Origin of the sequence: Pseudomonas asuensis, from assembly GCF_014646755.1 — a bacterium.
Lineage (GTDB): Bacteria > Pseudomonadota > Gammaproteobacteria > Pseudomonadales > Pseudomonadaceae > Chryseomonas > Chryseomonas asuensis.
Map to the genome: position 1 here is coordinate 317,197 of NZ_BMNW01000004.1, position 18,698 is coordinate 335,894.

Sequence of the window (18,698 nt, forward strand, 5' to 3'; positions counted from 1 at the left end):
CATGACTCCTGTAATGCGCCCCGCCCCCAGCCTAGAGGCCAATGAGGTCAGCAAATCCTTTCTTATGGGCATGGTTCGCCTGCATGTATTGCAGCAGCTGTCCGTCTCCATCTATCCCGGTGAACTGACCTTGATCTCGGGTCCATCAGGGTGCGGCAAGAGCACGCTGCTGTCACTGCTCAGTGGCTTGCAGGCCCCGGATGAAGGACAAACCCGTGCCCTTGGTCAGGAGTTGAGTGGACTGGCCAAGCGCGCCCTTGAGCGCTTTCGCCTGAAGCACACCGGCTTTGTCTTCCAGGGCTTCAATCTATTCCCGGCCCTGACGGCCACAGAGCAGGTGGCCTTGCCACTGGGCTACCTGGGATTCTCGAACAAGGATGCCCTGGAACGCGCCCGGCAGGTGCTCAAGGAAGTCGGAATGTCCCACCGGCTGGACCTTCGTCCAGCCTCGCTGTCTGGCGGCGAACGTCAACGCGTGGCGCTCGCACGGGCTCTGGCCAAGCGCCCTCAATTGCTGTTTGCCGATGAACCCACCAGTGCCCTGGATGCTGAAAACGGCCAGAACGTTGCTCGCATGCTGCAGCGTATCGCCCATGAACAAGGCTCGACCGTGCTGTGTGTCAGCCACGACCCACGCCTGACCCGCCATGCCGACCGGGTCCTGGAAATGGAGGACGGACAGATTCAGCGCGACTGGCGGCCGTCCGAACGAGATAGCGCGGCCCGCAGGGAGTTTGCCTGATGACTATGCGTATTACCCATGGCCTGCTCGCCGCGTGTCTGGCGGTTTCGCTCGCAGGCTGCTCCGACAAGAAGCCGCCTCGCCAGCCTAAACCGGCAGCGACCCAAACCACGGCGTATGTCGCCATGGCGCGTGGCAAGGTGGAGGTGCAAGGTGGCCTGCTGGAGCTTAAACCTCTACAGCCCGGCCGACTTACCCATCTGGCCGTGGCCGAGGGCGATACGGTCGAGCGTGGCGCAGAACTGGCTACTCTGGACGACCAGAGTGCCCGGACTGAGCTGAAGACCCATGAAGCCGAACTGGTCCAGGCAAAGGCGCGGCAAAAAGCGGCAGAGCAGCGCCTGCCGCCAGCACGCCAGCGCGCACAACAGCTTCAGAGGGCAGCTCGGCAGGGCGCGGTAGATCCACAACAGGCTACCGAAGCTCAGCAGCAGGTACAGCAGTTTGAGTCTGCACAGGCCATCGCCAAGGCAGGAGTCGAGATTGCCCGCCAGCATGTCGCACTGGCCAAGAATCGTCTGGCCGAGCGCGTATTGCACGCGCCACAAGCCGGTACGGTAGTACGCGTCAACGCCACCCTGGGCGCACTCGTCTCGCCAGAGGACGCCAAGCCACTGCTGGTCATCCTGCCGGAGCGCCCGCTGCAAATCCGCGCAGAACTCAATGAAAGCTTTGTCCATCGTGTGAAGCCGGGCATGACAGCCGATGTCGTGCTGGAAGCCGAGCCCGATCAGCCGCCCTTGAAAGCGCAGGTCACGCGCCTGGGCGATCTTTTTGGCAGCAGCCAACTGGATGACGGCAGCCAGGGACATCCCAATGTGCGAGTGGTCGATTGCCTGCTCGCGTTCGATCAGCCGCCGACGCTTCGTATCGGCCAGAATGTACGGGTGAATTTCCATGAATAACGTTTCACACTCCGTGCTCGACGAGTCACTCAGGCCGTATACGCCTGTCGTTCGCGAGGTTTTGCCCAATCCTTCGCAGCCCTGGATGATCCAGTGCGACTTCGACGGCACTATCAGCCAGGTCGATGTGATCGACTCACTGCTCGAACGCTTTGGCCGCCCCGGCTGGCAGGCGCTGGAAGACGATTGGGAAGCCGGCAAGATTGGCTCTCGTGACTGCATGCAGGGCCAGGTCGCGCTGCTGGACATGTCGCAGGAGGAGTTTCACGCGCATCTCGACGGCATCGCTATTGATCCGGGCTTTCGTGCCTTTGTCGAGGCGGCCGGCGAGCGGGGCCTGTTGATTCAGGTCATCAGCGACGGGCTGGATTATGCGATTCGCTACATCCTCCGACGTCACGGCCTGGGCGGGCTGCCTGTGCAGGCCAATTACCTGACCCAGACCGGCGAGCGAAGCTGGGAGCTTGCATCCCCATTCGCCAGCCCGCACTGCCTTCGCGACAGCGGCACCTGTAAGTGCGAGCGGCTTGCCCTTCAGCACCAGCGCCAGCAACGCGTGTTATTCATCGGCGACAGCACCTCGGACTTCTGCGTCTCGGGCCGTGCCGACTTTGTTCTGGCCAAGTACAAGCTGATCGATCATTGCCGCCAGCGCGGCTATCCCTTCGCACCGATTTCCACTTTCAACGACGCCCTGTCCTGGCTGGACGAGCTCGTTCCTCAAGAGCAACCCTCTCGATGACTGAACATGAATTCTTCCTGGAGGGTGGCCGCACCGGCGTCCTTCTAATTCACGGCCTGACCGGCACGCCCAATGAGATGCGCCTGTTCGGCCGTGGGCTGAACAAGGCTGGCTTTACGGTCTATGGCGTTCAATTGGCCGGCCACTGCGGCACTGCCGATGATCTGGTTGAAACCCGTTGGCAGGACTGGTACGCCAGCGTTTGCGCGGCGGCAGATCGGTTACGCGAACAGGTCGACCACCTCTTTGTGGCGGGCCTGTCCATGGGTGCGCTCCTGGCGCTCAAGCTGGCGGCTGACCAGCCGGATCGGGTGACCGGTGTGGCGGCATTAGCCACCATGTTTCGCCATGATGGCTGGAGCATGCCGTTCTACACGCGCTTCTGCTTCATCCTGCCGATCTGCAAGGCCTTGGGCATCGGCCGCAAGACGATGTTTATCGAGCAGCCGCCCTACGGCATCAAGGACGAAAAGCTGCGCGCCTATATCGTTGATCAAATGAACTCTGGCGATAGCGCCGCGGCAGGTCTGCCGGGCAACCCCTGGTGGGCCGTGGCGGAGATGTATGCCCTGGCCACACAGGTGCGCAAGCAGCTGAGCGATATCACTTCACATTGCCTCGTCATGCATGCGACCCAGGACGATATAGCCAGCCTCGACCATAACGCACGGCTTGTAGAGCGCTCGGTCAAGGGGCCGGTGACTACAGTCTGGCTGGAAGACAGTTATCACATGGTCACGGTCGACCGTGAGCGGCGCAAGGTGGCTTCCGAAACAGTTGCGTTCATCCAGAAAGCGCTGGCTGCAAAGCAACAGACGGTAGCGCCTGTAGCGGACAGGGCCATGGCATGACAGCCGATACCTTTCCAGGGCTCGTTATCGTGTTATGGATCGCCAATGTGGTGATTGATAGTGTCGGTCAGCTGGCGTTCAAAGCCGCTGCGACCGACTCGGCCGACAAGGATGGACTTGCTCACTGGATACAGATGAGCCGCCGTCCATGGCTGTGGCTTGGAATCAGCTGCTACGTGATGGAATTTGTCGTGTGGCTGGCCTTCCTGTCGCTGGTACCGTTGTCCCAGGGTGTACTGCTGGGCTCGATCAACATCGTGGCCATCATGCTCGCAGGGCGATTCTTCTTTGCAGAAAAACTCACGCCGTTACGGGTACTGGGCATCAGCCTCATTTCCATTGGCGTTGCCGTGGTGGGGATACAGGCATGAAGCGTTTCTACCTGATTGGTTTCCTGCTGCTCATGGCGTTCGACACCCTGGCGCAGCTGAGCTTCAAATACGCAGCCATGCATGCCGAACCCCTGTCGATGACCACAGAGTGGCTGTGGCGAGTATTCGGCCATCCATGGATCTACGGTGCGTTCGTAGGCTATATCGGCGCCTTTTTCTGCTGGATGACCCTGCTCAAGCACGTGCCGGTCGGCCCGGCATTTGCCGCGTCTCACCTGGAAATCGTCTCCGTGATGCTGCTGTCCGTATGGCTGTTCAACGAGCATCTGGGCTGGCCGCAACTGCTGGCTGCTGGCCTGATCATACTGGGTATCGTTTGTCTGGCCCTGGGCGAACATCGTGAAGCCACTTCCTCGTAAGGCCTTCTTCGATACACCGCCCACGGCCGGCTTGCCCCTGCAGCTGCGTGACCTGCTCCCCGGCGGCGATAGCGACCTGAGCGCCGCCCTGGCGCGCTTTCTGGGCGTTGAGCAGGTACACCTTGAAAGTTCCGGTACAGCGGCGCTGGTCATTGCTCTCACAGCCTTGAAAAGGCTCTCGCCCATACGTACGACTGTCATCGTGCCGGCCTATACCTGTCCGCTGGTAGCGCTGGCTGTAGCTCAGTGTGGACTTGAGCTGCAACTCTGCGACCTCAAGCCGGACAGCCTCGACCTTGATCCATCCATGCTCAAGGCTTTGTGCAACGAGCAGACCCTGGCCGTCGTTCCAACTCACCTATGCGGCCGGATCAGCGATATCGACCCAGCGCTCGAATGTGCTCGGGCGGTAGGGGCCTGGGTGATTGAAGATGCCGCCCAAGGTTTGGGTAGCCGTGTCGGTGGTCATAGCATCGGCACACGCAGCGACATTGCCTTTTTCAGCCTGGCGGTGGGCAAGGGGCTTACGATTTTTGAAGGCGGTGCGCTCATCGCCCGCGACGAGACGGTTCGTCAGGCATTGCGTCATGCCAGTCAGACGCTGGCGCAGCCAAAGCCTTGGCTTGAACTCAAGCGCAGTGTTGAGCTACTGGGCTATGCCGCTCTTTATCGACCTACAGGTCTGAGGCTCGCCTATGGCCTTCCGCTACGGCGGGCGCTGAAGAAAGGGGATTGGGTCGCTGCGGCCGATGAATATTTTTCCCTGCCTATTACATTGCATCAGGTCGGGTCCTGGCGGCAGGCCGTGGGTGTTCGCGCACTGAAGCGCCTGCCTGACTTCCTCGCACAACAGCGCGTACAGGCCGAACACAGGCTCAAGCGCCTGAGTACGCTTTCTGGGCTGGTTCCCCTTGAAGGTCATGAGGGCGAGGGGAGCTGGCCCGTTTTGTTAGTGCTCATGCCCAGCCGCAAGGCCCGTGACTCTGTACTGGAAGCACTCTGGGGGAACGGCTATGGTCTGAGCATTCCCTTCGTGCATGCCCTGCCGGATTACCACTATCTGAATACGACGCTTACCTATAAGCCGCCTGTCGAATGTCAGGAAGCCCGCCGTCTGGCGGGTCGAATCCTGGCTATCAGTAATAGCCCCTGGTTAAGCGAGGCTGATTTCGATGTGGTCTATGCGGCAATTGAAGAGGCTTGTCACGCCGAGCGCATGACGCGCTCGTAACCTTGCGCCGCATTCAGCCGATTGACCAGGCGCTGATTGAGCACATGCTGCTCCACCTGCCAGGATTGCAGGGTAAGGTCGGGGATGTCCAATGTCTGACCGTCTCCGGCGCTCAGCCAACGCTTCCAGGCACTGGGGTGCCGATAGACCGAAACATCACCGGTAATATCGCTGCCCAGGAGCTGCCCCTGCAAAGCCTCGATCGCCTGCATGACATGATGCTCAAGCATGACGCCCTGATCCCAGTTGGTGCGAACGACTGAAGGGCTAAAAACGTCCTTGTCGATGGACAGGTATGTCGGCTGCTGTTCGCGTATCAGCAGCTCACTCAAAGTGTCGGCCAGGGTATCGGCATCGGCAAAGTTGCGAAAGGCCGACTGCACGCCTAGCCAACGCGCCCAGCCCGTATCCACCCCCAGGCTCCAGTAGCTCAGCTTGCCGCTGCGCAGTGGCGTCAGGTAATTCTCCCAGGCGTGGCCTCGACCGATATCCGGTGAAGTAATACCCACGACATGGACATGGCTGACCTGCGGCAGAAGTGCCACGCGGCGCACCCATGAACCGCAATGGATGCCAAACAGGTAGCGCATGTTATCGGGATGGTTATCGAACACCACCACCCGAACGCCCCGCGTGCGGGCCGTCTGCCGGGCAATGAGCGGCCAGCTCAGGTGATGGAAGTCGCCGCTGCCCATCAGCACGGTGCCATGGTTAACCGGCAGGCGGCCCACCACATCACGGCCAAAGGCATCGAGAGTCGAGACGCGGCAGCCAAACCGCACCCGTGCCTGCCAGTCACGCAGGTCCAGGCGCAGGGCGTTATCCACCGCACCGACAGAACCATCAAGATCCAGAATGATTGGCTGGTTCACGGCTGTCACTCCATTGGCGGTCACTTTCAAAGTACCGGGAAAAGCGTCGCGCCAGACCCCGCAACAAGGCGTTGCGCACATAGACGGCGTGACAGGTGAAGGTAAAGGAAGCACCCAGGTAAGATTTGATCTCCGGGTCTGTCCAGCCGGCCACGTAATGGGTCAGACCGTGGCTGAGGGCATAGTCCAGATTGATGAGCCAACTGATGAAGTACAGGTTAAACGACCGCGCCTCGGGATACTGCAGCCCGATGTACTTGTCGATCAGCTTGCCGTCATGCACGAAGCACACGTTATAACCGATCAGCCGGTCTTCATGGTGATACTCGAAAATCACTCCGCCGCTACTGTCATCCCGCAACATCTGTTCAAAAAAGCCGCGGGAGAGCCGGTCGAAATGAATCTCGCTCTGGTCGTACACATTCAGGTATAGCCGGTAATACTCGTCGATTAGCTCATCACGCTGGAACTGCGCATCGCCCGTCGGAACCTCACGGATCGTCAAGTCTTCACGCTTGCGCCATTTGCGGCGAATATCCTTACGGCGGCTCGATGAAAGACGGCCCAGGTATTCCTCCACCGATGCAAAATCGATGGGCACATACGCCAGCGCCTGACCTTCCACCAGGACGAAACCCTCTGCCTTGCAGGCAGCAAGAAGCTGCTCCGCATACCGATTGGCCGATTCATCGAGCAGGGGGGAGTGTTGGGGAATATCCTTGATGATCATCATCGAATAGCACCAACCCAACGTCTTACGCAGACGCTCAACCAGCGAGCGAGCTGACCAGGCCGATGGGAAGAGGGCATATTCGGAAACCGTCGTGCCGATGAAGGCTGTACGGATACGCAGCCATTTGGACCAATGGCGATAAAGGGGAAGTGATTCGATCCTGCGCTTGAGCGATCCGTCCACTGTAGTCAGCAGATCGAATTCCGCCTCGAAGCCCGGTGTGGCCTGGGGCAGGCGCAGCACCTGAAACCCATCGGGCGGATGGGCGCTGAACTGATCGATCAGCGCCCCAGGCTCGAGCTGATTGCCGTACAGCGGCCCGGCGGTGCCGGGCCTTTGTTCGAGCCCCACCGCGTCAGGCCTGCTTGGCGCGAGTGATCAGCTGGTCAAGCAGTACCATCGCCTGATCGATCTCGGCGAAGGAGATTTCCAGCGACGGTGCAAACGTGATGACGTTCTTGTAGTAACCGCCCACGTCCAGCACCAGGCCGGTTTTCTTGCCCTGGTATTCGAGATCGCCAGCCAGGCCGATATCGACCATCTTGTCCAGCAGCTCGCGGTTCGGGGTAAAGCCGTCCTCGGTGCAAATCTCGGCGCGCAGGGCGAGACCCAGGCCGTCAACGTCACCGATTTCCTTGTGGCGCTTCTGCAGGTCCTTCAGACCCTCCAGGAAGTACGCACCGCGATCCATCACATGCTTTTCGTAGTCCACTTCCGAGGTCATGCGCAGGGTTTCAAGGCCCAGTGCTGTACCTAGCGGGTTGGACGCAAAGGTGGAGTGAGTGGAGCCCGGCGGGAATACATCGGGGTTGATCAGCTCTTCACGGGCCCACACACCACCTAGCGGGTTCATGCCGTTAGTGAGCGCCTTGCCGAAGACGATGATGTCTGGCTTCACGCCAAAATGCTCAATCGACCACAGCTTGCCGGTACGGTAGAAGCCCATCTGGATCTCGTCGACCACCATCAAAATGCCGTGGTCGTCCAAGACCTTTTTCAGGCCGGTATAGTAGTTTTTCGGTGGAACGATATAGCCGCCGGTGCCCTGGATAGCCTCGACGTAGAAGGCCGCATATTCCGACTCCTTCGCCTTTGGGTCCCACACTGCATGGTATTCGTTCTCGAACTTACGGGCAAAGTCCTTCACCAGGTGCTCGCCGTACTCTTCGGCCGTCATGCCTTTCGGGCGGCGGAAGGGATAAGGGAACGGTACGAAGTTGGCGCGCTCGCCAAAGTGACCATAACGGCGACGGTAGCGGTAGCTGGAGGTGATGCTCGATGCGCCCAGCGTACGGCCATGGTAGCCGCCTTCGAAGGCAAACATCAGGCTCTTGCCGCCGGTAGCGTTACGGACGATCTTGAGCGAATCTTCAACGGACTGCGAACCGCCAACGTTGAAGTGCACACGGCCCGGCAGACCAAACTTGCGCTCGGCGTCCTGAGCGATGGTCTTGGCCAGCTCGATCTTGGTGGGGTGCAGATACTGGCTGGCAACCTGGGGCAGGACGTCCAGCTGCTTGCGCATTACGGCGTCAAGGCGCGGGTTCTTGTAGCCGAAGTTGACGGCCGAGTACCACATCTGCAGGTCGAGGTAAGGTGTGCCCTCGGCGTCATACATGTAGCTGCCTTCGCAGCCAGTAAAAATCTTGGGCGGATTAACGTAGTGGACGGTGTCGCCAAAAGAACAGTATTTGGCTTCGTCAGCCAGCAAGGCTTCGTTGTTCATGGATTGCTCCAGACTGCGATTGGGTGAGGATCACCGTGGTCTACAGCAGACGCGCGATGACAACTGCCATGCATTGTGCAAAGGCAACCTTGCTGGCCTGTCGAGGGATTGTGTGCAAAGTGTGGAGATGAAACAGAACGTTTCGCGAGACGACAAACGTAACGTTTTCAGGCGTGAGCTGGCATCATCAAGGCCAGAACGAACGCAGGAGTGCTCCCATGAATATTCGCCCCATTACCGCCGCCGACTTTGATCAGGTTTGGCCGATCATCCAGGCAGTCGTCCACGGTCAGGAGACCTACGCCTTAGATCCCGCCATGGACCGTGACGCCGCATGGAAACTCTGGGTCGAGCTGCCCAAGGCCACCTTTGTTGCGGAGCGAGAGGGGCAAATCCTGGGCACCTATTACATCAAACCCAACGCTGCCGGCCCGGGCAGCCACGTATGCAACTGCGGCTACATGACTGCCGAAGCCGCACGTGGGCAGGGCGTTGCCAGTGCCTTGTGTGCCCACTCACTGGAAATGGGCCGCGAGCTAGGCTTTCTGGCCATGCAGTTCAATTCGGTGGTCTCCACCAATCAGGTGGCGGTCGCCCTGTGGAAAAAGCATGGTTTCGAGATCGTCGGCACGCTGCCCAAGGCCTACCGTCACCGCACCCAAGGGCTGGTGGACTGCTACGTGATGTTCCGCGCGCTTTGACCAGATCGTACCGTCGGGTATCGCCACACGACACATGCCTGCTGAATTGTAGGTTGGCTAGGGCATAGCGCTACCCAACGAGGCATGCTCATTGAGTAGCGCTACATAAGGCCTTTATCAGGGCAACTGCAGGGCATTGCGGATGGTAAAGAAGAGATCCGTCTGATCAGTCAGACCGGACACGTTGGCGGTGCCAGGGCCGTAAGCGGCAATCCGCAGCTGCGCACCGGTATGGCCTTGGTCGCTTTCTTCAGAGTTGCCGTAGCTGACCGTCATGACTGCACCGTCACGCGTGTTCAGAGCCTGGGTCAGGCCGGGCGCTTTCACATCGGGATAGACGATCTGGCTGGAGTGGGCATGGTCTGCCGTCACAATGACCAGTGTATTGCCGTCAGCCTTGGCAAAAGCCAGCGCCTTTTGCACCGCCTCGTCGAGGTCTACGGTCTCACCGATCTGGCCGCAGGGATTAGCCGCATGATCAGCTTTGTCGATGGAGGCTCCTTCTACCTGCAAGAAAAAGCCCTTGTCGTTCTGATTAAGTAGCTCAATGGCCTTTTGTGTCATGTCCGCCAACGTCGGCACGCTGGCCGTCCGCTCGGAGTTAACGCGACACGTAACGGCTGGCTGATCAATGTTGCCATGGTAACTGGCTTTTGGTCCCATCCAGCGTACCGGCATGTTGCCAGGGGAAAAAAGTCCGAGCAGCGGCTGTTGCTGATTGGCCTGAGAAATCGATTTGAGCGAATCAAGGTCACTCACCACGCGATAACCACGCGCCTGGGCCTGCTGCAAGAGCGTCTGGCCCTGCCATTGTCCGGCACGGGCCGTTTCGGCAAAGCTCGCTGCGCCGCCCCCGAGCGTAACGTCGGGGCGTGTGTTCAAAAGCTGTTCGGTAATTGAACCAGCACCACCATTTTCCAGCGCATTGGCGGGGCACTGCTTACTGGTGGCAATCGGACCGTAGCACTTACGCCCGGTTACATGGGCGACCAACACAGCGGGCGTTGCGTCCTGGATTTCAGCGGTAGAGACGTTTCCAGTCGCCTTCCCAGCCGTTTTCGCCAACTCCAGTAATGTCTTTTGTGGTTGCCCTTTGATGTCGACGCTGATGGCACCGTTATACGTCTTGGTGCCGGTTGCCCAGGCGCTGCCAGATGCCGCTGAGTCAGTTACATAGTCAGGCTTGCCTGTCTTGCGATCCAGTGAATAGTGGGTGTACTGGCCCGTGACCGGCAGGGCGTCGATGCCTTTGAAATAGCCGCCTGCACCTTCAGCGTAATTGCGCGCGATCGTAATCTCCGAATCGCCCATGCCATCGCCAATCAGCAGGATCACATTCTTGGCAGGCCGATCCGAAAGTGTTGCTTTCAAGGCTTGTGTCAGGTCGCCGTCCAGTCGGCGGGCACCACCATGCTGGGTGAGGTCACCCGCTGCACCCCGAGCATAAAAGCTGGCCGGAGCGGCCTTGTTGGTGTCGGCGGACGTGGGAGAAGTGGTATGTGTGGCGCAGGCGGTGAGCAGTGCAGAGGCAACCAGAGAGGTGGACAGTGCGGCCGTTTGAGACCAACGGGCGGGCATCGTCTTCATTGAATATCCTTTTGACAGTGATCCAAGCGCTTGATTGTTTCAAGGCCTGCCAAAAGTGCCGTGCTCAGATGACCTTTTCATGACAGAAATCAGTGGCAAAAAGCCTGCTACGGTCCGATCTGCATTGAGCCAATTGATACCCAAACGGGCTGCTGGGTATCAATCCAAGTCGTCTCAATCCAATCTATACATCATGCCGGAGCGGCCTTCGGCAGCTCTACATAACCCTTCAATGCCTGCATGCGGCGTAACCATTTTTGAACCGCTACAAACGGCGTCAGATCAATGCCACCTTCCGGCGCCATGGCGGTGTACGGGTAGCAGGCGATATCAGCAATCGTCGGGCCGCCGGCTTCCGGCACCAGCCATTCTTCGCCGGTTAGTTGCTTCTCCAGTACCTCTAGCCCAGCCAAACCCAAGGCCTGACAATCCGCCAGATTGCCGGTACGTGCAAAGACCGAGGTGTTGTTAAGGCTGATTGAACGGGCACGGCCCAGCCCATAGCGACCTTCGTTCTGCTCGAAGGCCAGCCATTGCATCACCTTGGCCATAGTGACCGGATCAGTAGGCAGCCATAAGCCTCGGCCATACTGGCGCGCCAGGTACACCAGAATCGATGTGGAATCCCACAGCGTTACCTCGTCATCAACCAGTACCGGAACCTGCCCGCGCGGGTTGATCGCCAGGAACTCCGGTTGCCGATTTTCGCCCGCGTTAAGGTCTACATTGATCCGTTGATAGTTCAACTCCAGCACAGACAGTAGCAGACGGATCTTGTAGCAATTACCGGATCGTTCCAGATCGTAGAGAATCAAGGCTGTAACCTCATACAGGAGTCAGGCCGCACGGCAGCAAAGGTCGTAATCTTACAGGGTTCGGACATGAACATGGTGTAAGGCCTTTCTAACAGAAAACGTTCTCTCGCCAACGCCTTGCGTTTTACGCGGTTGCTCATAGCATGAGGAGACGTCCAAACGAGGTGATCGGCATGACCGCCAGTGGCATCCACCCATCTGCTGTAGAAGCCTTTACCGCTCAAGAGCGTGAGCGTTTTCTCGCCAACAACCCGAACTCCGTGGCACTAGCCGAGCGCGCCCGAAAATCGCTTTACGGGGGTGTTCCCATGCACTGGATGGCCGACTGGTCAACACCGGTGCCGCTGTTCGTCGAACGTGCCAAGGGTGCACGCTTCTACGATGTGGACGGCCATGAATACATCGACTTCTGCCTGGGCGACACTGGTACCATGTTTGGTCACTCACCGGACCCCATTGCCAGGGCCTTGACCGAACAGGCATCCAACGGCCTTACCACCATGTTGCCGGGCGAGGATGCAGTCGTATGCGGCGAGTTGCTGGCCGAACGCTTCGGCTTGCCGTATTGGCAGGTCACCGCCACGGCGACCGATGCCAACCGCTACGTGCTGCGCTGGGCCCGCGCCGTAACGGGTCGCAAGACGCTCCTGGTGTTCGATGGCTGTTACCACGGCACGGTGGACGATGTGATGGTGCGCTACCGCAACGGTCGGACGGTGCCTCGTTCCGGCCTGATTGGCCAAGCGTACGATCTGACCGAGTACAGCCGCGCCATTCCCTTCAACGATGTGGCAGCCCTGGAAGCGGCCCTGGCCGAAGGTGATGTCTGCGCACTGCTGTGCGAGCCCGCCATGACCAACATCGGCATGGTCCTGCCTGAGCCGGGCTTTCTACAACAGTGCAGGGAGCTGACCCGCCAGTATGGCGTGCTGTTGATCATCGACGAGACTCACACGATCTCTACCGACATAGGCGGCTGCACCCGCCTATGGAACCTTGAGCCAGACTTTTTTGTGATAGGCAAACCCATCGCCGGCGGCGTGCCCTGCGGCGTATTTGGTTGCAGTGCAGAAATAGCCGAGCGCATGCACACGGCGCGCGAACAGGCGCAGGCTCACAGCCACGGACACGGACACAGCGGCATGGGCACCACGCTTTCCGCCAACGCCCTGGCCATGCACTGCATGCGCGCCAACCTGGAGCAGGTGATGACGTCCGCCGCCTATGCCCACATGCTGCCGCTAGCCAAGCGCCTCGCCGATGGCTTGCGCCGGTTGATCGCCGGACATGACTTGAAGTGGTCTGTGACCGAACTGGGCGCACGGTGCGAGTTTCAGTTCTGCCCAGCCCCACCCAAGACGGGTGCCGAAGCCGAGGCGGCTTTTCATGATGAATTGCAGATGGCGCTGCACCTGTATCTGATCAATCGCGGCATCCTGATCACGCCATTTCATAACATGACGCTGTGCTGCCTCGACACTACCAAGGCAGACGTGGATCGTCTCATCGCCACGCTGGATAATGCGCTGACCGACCTGCTGGCCCTGCCCAACGCCCGCATATAACTCCAACAACAAGAGCCTGATCATGACCTTTGCCGATCCCCAGGAAGCCCGCGATTTTCTTGTCCAGCACCCTGACGTGCGCAGCATCGAGCTGATACTGATCGACGCCAACGGCGTTCCACGCGGCAAGCTCCTGCATCGCGATGAGCTGCTGGCCATCTACGAGAATGGTCGCCCATTGCCCAGCTCTATCCTGGCGCTGACCATCCAGGGGGAGGACGTCGACGAAACAGGGCTCGTCTGGGACGTGGCGGATGCCGACTGCTGGACCTATCCACTGTCCGGCAGTCTGACGCTGCAACCCTGGCGCACCGTGCCTACCGGGCAAGTGCAGGTGAGCATGCACCCGGAGAAGGGCCTGCCTGCCACACCGGCGGACCCTCGGCATGTGCTGGTGCGCACCGTGGATCGACTCAAGGCGGACGGTTATTACCCAGTCATGGCGGTAGAGCTTGAGTTCTATCTGCTGGACAAGCAGCGCGACGCCCAGGGTCGCCCGCAGCCTGCCGTGCAAATAAATGGCATCCGCCCGCAGGCCCCGCAGGTATACGGGGTATATGAGCTGGAGCAGCTACAGCCGTTTTTGGATGACCTGTACGCCGCCTGCCAAGTACAAGGGCTGCCGGTACGCACGGCCATCTCCGAATACGCTCCATCCCAGATCGAACTGACCCTGGAGCACCGCCTCGATGCGCTGCAGGCGGTGGACGAGGGCGTGCGCTACAAGCGGCTGGTCCGTGGCGTGGCCAACCGGCACGGTTTACAGGCCTGCTTTATGGCCAAGCCCTTTGGCGACTTGACGGGCAGCGGCCTGCATATGCATGTCAGCCTTGCCGATGCCAACGGTAACAACCTTATGGCTAGCGAAGACCCATACGGTACGCCGTTACTGCGCCACAGCATTGGCGGCATGATGACCACGCTGAATGACGCCTTGGCGATCTTCTGCCCCAACGCCAACTCGTTCCGTCGTTTCCAGACCAACAGCTACGCCCCGCTGGCCAAGAGCTGGGGTGTTAACAACCGCACCGTCTCTTTCCGTATTCCTGGTGGCCCGGCACATAGCCGCCACATCGAGCACCGCATCTGCGGCGCCGACGCCAACCCGTATCTTGCCGCCGCCGCGATCCTCTCCGGTATTCATAAGGGGATTCGTGAAGAAATCGATCCCGGCGAGCCCATCACCGGCAACGGCTATCAACAAGCCCGCGAAACCCTGCCCACCGATTGGCTCACGGCGCTGCGCAGTCTGGAAACTTCAACCTGGGCACGGGAGGCTTTGGGTGAGGAGTTCTTGAAGGTCTATCTCGCCATTAAATGGGCCGAGTACCGTCAGTTCATGGGGGAGGTAGGGGAGCAGGATTGGCGGTGGTATTTGACGCATGTGTGATGACGCGGTGAAACAGTGAATAAAGTCATCAGGCTAAAGAGAAGCACACCCTATTTGGAAGGGAGCAGCAGAAATGTGGTGTGGACGCGGCTGCACTGTGTCTAGTTTGAGAGGCTGGATGAGGTAAATTTCTTGAATCTGAGCCGAGCTAATATATACGTCATCCCCCCAATGCTCGTTAAAACTAAGAGGACCAAGCCCAACAGGTTGAGGTAGACCGTAAATAGCTAAGCCGTAGTCTGAAGCGAAAGGCCATAAATCGATTAATTGTACATAACGGAGTAAGCAGCATGGAATGAAGATACTGATATCACAGGACAATAAACATTGTTATGCTTAGTTGGCGACACGAGCAAATTTTTTCAACTCCAATATAAAATTAATAATTTTAAAATCCAAAACCACTTTTTATAGCCACCAATATTTTATCTTTAACTACAAATTACTCATTTCCTTTTTAATATTATTAAGCTCATGTATGTGTTCTTTTTTCTTTGCAACACAGCTTTCAAAAAGATCCGCTTTTTCTCTATTTCCAGAAATTTTCTCCAGCACCTTGTCCATCCTATCTATTTCTGAAGAATGATACTGCTGCTTTGCCTGTAAAATATGAATCTGATTCTTGATTTGCTGCTGCCTAAGTTGCTGTAGCATGGTGGTAGAAATTTCTAAGTTTCTATCATTTAACTCTTTTTGATATATAATTTGTTTTAAAAGTGCTTCCGCTTGTTCATTTTGTGCTCTAGTGGAAGCTTTTAACTCCTTACCTTGTAAAAGAACGGCTATAAGCGCAAGAAATATTGCTACTGCTGAAAACAGGCCATTTAAAATACCTAAAGAATCACCATATTCAGCTGTATTTTTAGGAAGCTTTAAACTTGCCAAGGATAAATCTATATATCCAAGCAAAATCTCACTGAGGCCGCACCACATACCAATTAGTATTAACGCGATAAAGAATAACCAAAACCTCATGCGGAATTCCTAGACCATTAATTAGTTAAGGAGTTTTATATACATCATTTCTTGAATGCATGCTCCCGCCCAAAAAGACAGCTAGTAAACTCTAAATAACGAGTTCATAAATTACTGGTTAAGTATTACCCCCGCCCCACATACGGCATCTTCGTTGCCATCACCGTCATAAACTGCACATTCGCCTCCAGCGGCAAACCGGCCATATAACGCACTGCGTCCGCTACATGCTGCACGTCCATTCGTGGCTCGATGGCTTTTTCGCCGTTGGCTTGCAGAATGCCTGTGCTCATGCGCTCGGTCATCTCGGTGGCAGCGTTGCCGATGTCGATCTGGCTGCACGCAATGTCATAAGCGCGGCCGTCGAGGGAGAGGGATTTGGTAAGGCCGGTGATGGCATGTTTGGTAGCGGTATAGGCCACACTGAAGGGGCGCGGAGCATGGGCGGAGATGGAGCCGTTGTTGATGATGCGGCCGCCGCGAGGCTTCTGGTGACGCATAAGGCGGAAGGCGGCGCGGCTGCACAGAAAGACGCCGGTCAGGTTGGTGTCGACCGTGGCGCGCCAGGCGCTGACGTCCAGTTCGTCGATAGGCACGGCTTGGGCGCCAATGCCTGCATTGTTGAACAACACATCGAGCCGGCCATAAGTTGATTTGATGCGCTCGAACAGCGCGTCTACGCTTTGTTCGTCCGTCACATCGCATACAACAGCCAGAGCCTCCTGACCTACAGCTTTAGCCTCTTGCACAAACGCCTGCAACGGCGCTTCGCGACGGGCAGCGATGACGACGCGGTAGCCATCGTCCAGCAGGGCCTGGGCAACAGCCTTGCCGATCCCTTGGGAGGCCCCGGTGACAAGCGCGACTTTACCGGCTGCGTTCATGCATGAATCCTTCTTTTTATTAGGGGAGGTCTGAGCCTAAACCAGCCTGCGCGGTTAGGGTAGGCTCTGTTATCCACAGCATCGACAAGAGAGTCCCATGCCTTATACCAACCTTCTGTTCGATCTGGACGGTACGCTGACTGACCCCAAGCTCGGCATCACGCTGTCCATTCAATACGCGCTAACCCAAATGGGTATTACTGAGCCCGATCCAGACACGCTTACTCACTTTATCGGCCCGCCGCTACACAGTGCATTCATGGCGTCCTACGGGTTTGACGATGCCCAGGCCTGGAAAGCCGTTGAGCATTACCGGGTGCGCTTTAAAGAGAAGGGTCTGTATGAAAACACACCGTACCCAGGCATCCGCGAGACGTTGGCAGCGCTCAAAGAGAAGGGGTACCGCCTGTATGTAGTGACGTCCAAGCCTTGGGTGTTTGCCAATGAGATCGCGCGCCACTTTGAGCTGACAGGATATTTCAACGCTATTTATGGCAGCGAGCTAGATGGCACACGTACGGATAAGGGCGAGCTGATCAAGCATGTGCTGGAAACGGAAAGATTACAGCCCGAGACCTGCCTGATGATCGGCGACCGCAAGCATGACCTGATAGGTGCCCGACGTAATGGCGTAGACGCAGCCGGTGTGTGCTACGGCTACGGGGGCCGCACGGAGTTGGAGGCGGAAGCCCCTCGGTTTGTGTTTGAAACACTGGAAGAGCTGAGCAGGGCATTGATTTGATGCGCATCGCTCTACGCCACCCACCCTACAGAACCATGTGACCTACCCAATAGCGAAGCGATACCTGTCAACGGGGCTAAGGGCCTCAGGCGGACCTGGAGCCGCCAAGCAGCGATAGATCTCGCTTCGCTTACATTACAGCTTCCTCTCCATATCAAAGATCTGCCCTGTCATGCGCAGTCAAAACGCGTGTAGCGTCATTTATAGCGCACTACACAACAAGATAAAGACCTCTATTAACCGCTTAATCCAAGCGGAATAAGTATGACTATTTATTGGCGTATCTTGCACAGCAATTTAACTCATACGATGTCTGACGTATGACGTTTCATAAGCGAGCGAAAGGCAGGAAATATGCGGGTTGTAGCCAGTACGAGAGACGACTGAGGTGCCCCAGGCGGAGCGGAAAAGGTATCGGACCGTTGTAACGATTTTATGAAAAGGGGCGCTCTTTGCGAGCACCACTCATCTCCTGGCATGCGTAAAAACGGGTACAGAGGTACGCTCCGTCCCGCTCTACTCATAAGCGTTAGAGCTTTGCCTTGACCGCTGCCAGCGCGTCGCTGCCGTCCTTGGTTTTTACACCTTGCAGCCAGGGCTCAATGGCCTCGGGATTGGCTTTAAGCCAGTTCTGCACGGAATCAGCGTAGCTGGTCTTTTTCTCGACCACTTCGTTCATGATGGCGTTTTCCATATCCAACGTGAACGACAGGTTAGAGAGTAGTCGGCCTACGTTTGGGCATTGCTCGGCATACCCTTTGCGCGTCAATGTATGAACCGTGCCCGCCTCGCCAAAGTATTTCTCACCACCGGTGAGGTACTTCATGTCGTAATTGATATTCATCGGATGAGGCGTCCACCCCAGAAAGACAACCCACTGATTGCGCTTCACGGAGCGACCCACCTGCGCCAGCATGGCCTGCTCGCTGGACTCCACCAGCTGCCAATCACCCAGGTTAAACTCGTTGCCATCGATTATTTTCTGGATCGATTGGTTGCCCGGTGCACCTGAGCCGATGCCATAGACTTTCTTATTGAATTTGCCTGCATGCTTGGCAAGGTCACCAAAGTCTTTTACTCCGGCCTCCCACACGTATTTGGGCACGGCAAGGGTAAATTCAGTCCCGCTCAGGTTTTGTTTGAGGTCAATTACCTGGCCACTTTTAACAAACTCATCGTAATAACCTTGCTGCGCAGGCATCCAGTTACCTAAAAAGGCATCAATTTTGCCGTCTTTCAAACCACCAAACACAATAGGCACGGAAAGCGTATCGACCTTGCTCTGGTAGCCCAGTGACTCAAGCAGAAAGCCCGCTACGGCATTGGTGGTAGAGATATCGCTCCAACCCGGATCGGCCAGTTTTACAGTACCGCAAGCGGCGTCTTCGGCCTGGGCCTGCGCGCCAAACATGACGGCGCCCATCATTAGAAGCGTGGGTATCGATTTCATGCGTGCGTCCTTCAGCTGTGGTTATCGGTTCTACAG

General features: G+C 57.5%; 19 protein-coding genes. 11 read left to right on the plus strand and 8 right to left on the minus strand.

Going from position 1 to position 18,698, the window contains the following annotated elements:
• The first annotated feature begins 1 nt into the window (after nt 1).
• From IEX86_RS10980 to IEX86_RS11010, 7 genes are read left to right on the plus strand one after another with little or no spacing between them, the layout of a single operon-like run.
• Nucleotides 2-742 carry an ABC transporter ATP-binding protein gene (locus IEX86_RS10980; protein ID WP_188866162.1) on the plus strand — a complete coding sequence of 247 codons (741 nt, stop codon included), beginning with the start codon at nt 2-4 and terminating at the stop codon, nt 740-742.
• Nucleotides 742-1,647 (plus strand): efflux RND transporter periplasmic adaptor subunit, encoded by a 906-nt coding sequence (locus IEX86_RS10985; protein ID WP_188866163.1) that lies wholly within the window; start codon nt 742-744, stop codon nt 1,645-1,647. Before IEX86_RS10980 ends, IEX86_RS10985 begins: the two co-directional genes overlap by 1 nt.
• Nucleotides 1,640-2,389 carry an MtnX-like HAD-IB family phosphatase gene (locus IEX86_RS10990; RefSeq protein ID WP_229685305.1) on the plus strand — a complete coding sequence of 250 codons (750 nt, stop codon included), beginning with the start codon at nt 1,640-1,642 and terminating at the stop codon, nt 2,387-2,389. Before IEX86_RS10985 ends, IEX86_RS10990 begins: the two co-directional genes overlap by 8 nt.
• Nucleotides 2,386-3,240 (plus strand): alpha/beta hydrolase, encoded by an 855-nt coding sequence (locus tag IEX86_RS10995; protein WP_188866164.1) that lies wholly within the window; start codon nt 2,386-2,388, stop codon nt 3,238-3,240. Before IEX86_RS10990 ends, IEX86_RS10995 begins: the two co-directional genes overlap by 4 nt.
• Nucleotides 3,237-3,611: a DMT family transporter gene (locus tag IEX86_RS11000; protein ID WP_188866165.1), complete on the plus strand. Its 375-nt coding sequence runs from the start codon at nt 3,237-3,239 to the stop codon at nt 3,609-3,611. The genes IEX86_RS10995 and IEX86_RS11000 overlap by 4 nt, the downstream gene beginning before the upstream one ends.
• The gene (locus IEX86_RS11005) at nt 3,608-3,991 is read left to right on the plus strand and encodes a DMT family transporter (RefSeq protein ID WP_188866166.1); all 384 of its coding nucleotides are present in this window, start codon (nt 3,608-3,610) and stop codon (nt 3,989-3,991) included. Before IEX86_RS11000 ends, IEX86_RS11005 begins: the two co-directional genes overlap by 4 nt.
• Nucleotides 3,972-5,222 carry a DegT/DnrJ/EryC1/StrS family aminotransferase gene (locus tag IEX86_RS11010; protein ID WP_229685306.1) on the plus strand — a complete coding sequence of 417 codons (1,251 nt, stop codon included), beginning with the start codon at nt 3,972-3,974 and terminating at the stop codon, nt 5,220-5,222. Before IEX86_RS11005 ends, IEX86_RS11010 begins: the two co-directional genes overlap by 20 nt.
• Here the strand turns inward: IEX86_RS11010 and IEX86_RS11015 are convergent.
• Genes IEX86_RS11015 through IEX86_RS11025 form a run of 3 tightly spaced genes read right to left on the minus strand, consistent with a single transcriptional unit; the run spans nt 5,195 to nt 8,553 of the window.
• Nucleotides 5,195-6,094, minus strand: a complete 900-nt coding sequence (locus IEX86_RS11015) for an arginase family protein (protein WP_229685307.1) — start codon at nt 6,092-6,094, stop codon at nt 5,195-5,197. The genes IEX86_RS11010 and IEX86_RS11015 overlap by 28 nt on opposite strands.
• Entirely contained in the window at nt 6,066-7,178 is a 1,113-nt protein-coding gene (locus IEX86_RS11020; RefSeq protein ID WP_229685308.1) for a GNAT family N-acetyltransferase, read from the minus strand. Before IEX86_RS11020 ends, IEX86_RS11015 begins: the two co-directional genes overlap by 29 nt.
• A 4-nt stretch (nt 7,179-7,182) precedes the next feature.
• Entirely contained in the window at nt 7,183-8,553 is a 1,371-nt protein-coding gene (locus tag IEX86_RS11025; protein ID WP_010796407.1) for an aspartate aminotransferase family protein, read from the minus strand.
• Nucleotides 8,554-8,771: 218 nt separating this feature from the next.
• On the opposite strand from IEX86_RS11025, the gene IEX86_RS11030 reads away from it, so the two are divergent.
• Nucleotides 8,772-9,254, plus strand: coding sequence for a GNAT family N-acetyltransferase (locus IEX86_RS11030; RefSeq protein ID WP_188866348.1), 483 nt, complete (start codon nt 8,772-8,774; stop codon nt 9,252-9,254).
• Between the two features lie 117 nt (nt 9,255-9,371).
• Here the strand turns inward: IEX86_RS11030 and phoA are convergent, their stop codons facing one another.
• Both phoA and IEX86_RS11040 read right to left on the minus strand, forming a co-directional pair.
• Nucleotides 9,372-10,841 carry an alkaline phosphatase gene (phoA, locus tag IEX86_RS11035; protein WP_188866168.1) on the minus strand — a complete coding sequence of 490 codons (1,470 nt, stop codon included), beginning with the start codon at nt 10,839-10,841 and terminating at the stop codon, nt 9,372-9,374.
• Nucleotides 10,842-11,032: 191 nt separating this feature from the next.
• Entirely contained in the window at nt 11,033-11,656 is a 624-nt protein-coding gene (locus IEX86_RS11040) for a glutathione S-transferase family protein (protein ID WP_188866169.1), read from the minus strand.
• A 173-nt stretch (nt 11,657-11,829) separates the two neighbouring features.
• Here IEX86_RS11040 and IEX86_RS11045 point away from each other — a divergent pair, with 173 nt between their 5' ends.
• Together IEX86_RS11045 and IEX86_RS11050 are read left to right on the plus strand one after the other, a co-directional pair.
• Nucleotides 11,830-13,221 carry an aspartate aminotransferase family protein gene (locus tag IEX86_RS11045; protein WP_188866170.1) on the plus strand — a complete coding sequence of 464 codons (1,392 nt, stop codon included), beginning with the start codon at nt 11,830-11,832 and terminating at the stop codon, nt 13,219-13,221.
• 22 nt (nt 13,222-13,243) lie between these two features.
• Entirely contained in the window at nt 13,244-14,611 is a 1,368-nt protein-coding gene (locus IEX86_RS11050; protein WP_188866171.1) for a glutamine synthetase family protein, read from the plus strand.
• Nucleotides 14,612-15,046: 435 nt separating this feature from the next.
• Here the strand turns inward: IEX86_RS11050 and IEX86_RS11055 are convergent, their stop codons facing one another.
• Both IEX86_RS11055 and IEX86_RS11060 read right to left on the minus strand, forming a co-directional pair.
• The gene (locus IEX86_RS11055) at nt 15,047-15,586 is read right to left on the minus strand and encodes a hypothetical protein (RefSeq protein WP_188866172.1); all 540 of its coding nucleotides are present in this window, start codon (nt 15,584-15,586) and stop codon (nt 15,047-15,049) included.
• A 125-nt stretch (nt 15,587-15,711) separates the two neighbouring features.
• The gene (locus tag IEX86_RS11060; RefSeq protein WP_188866173.1) at nt 15,712-16,470 is read right to left on the minus strand and encodes an SDR family oxidoreductase; all 759 of its coding nucleotides are present in this window, start codon (nt 16,468-16,470) and stop codon (nt 15,712-15,714) included.
• A gap of 97 nt (nt 16,471-16,567) precedes the next feature.
• Between IEX86_RS11060 and IEX86_RS11065 the strand changes: the two genes are divergently transcribed.
• Nucleotides 16,568-17,212, plus strand: a complete 645-nt coding sequence (locus IEX86_RS11065) for an HAD family hydrolase (RefSeq protein WP_188866174.1) — start codon at nt 16,568-16,570, stop codon at nt 17,210-17,212.
• Nucleotides 17,213-17,741: 529 nt separating this feature from the next.
• Here IEX86_RS11065 and IEX86_RS11070 read toward each other — a convergent pair.
• The gene (locus IEX86_RS11070) at nt 17,742-18,662 is read right to left on the minus strand and encodes a choline ABC transporter substrate-binding protein (protein ID WP_188866175.1); all 921 of its coding nucleotides are present in this window, start codon (nt 18,660-18,662) and stop codon (nt 17,742-17,744) included.
• Between the last annotated feature and the right edge of the window lie 36 nt (nt 18,663-18,698).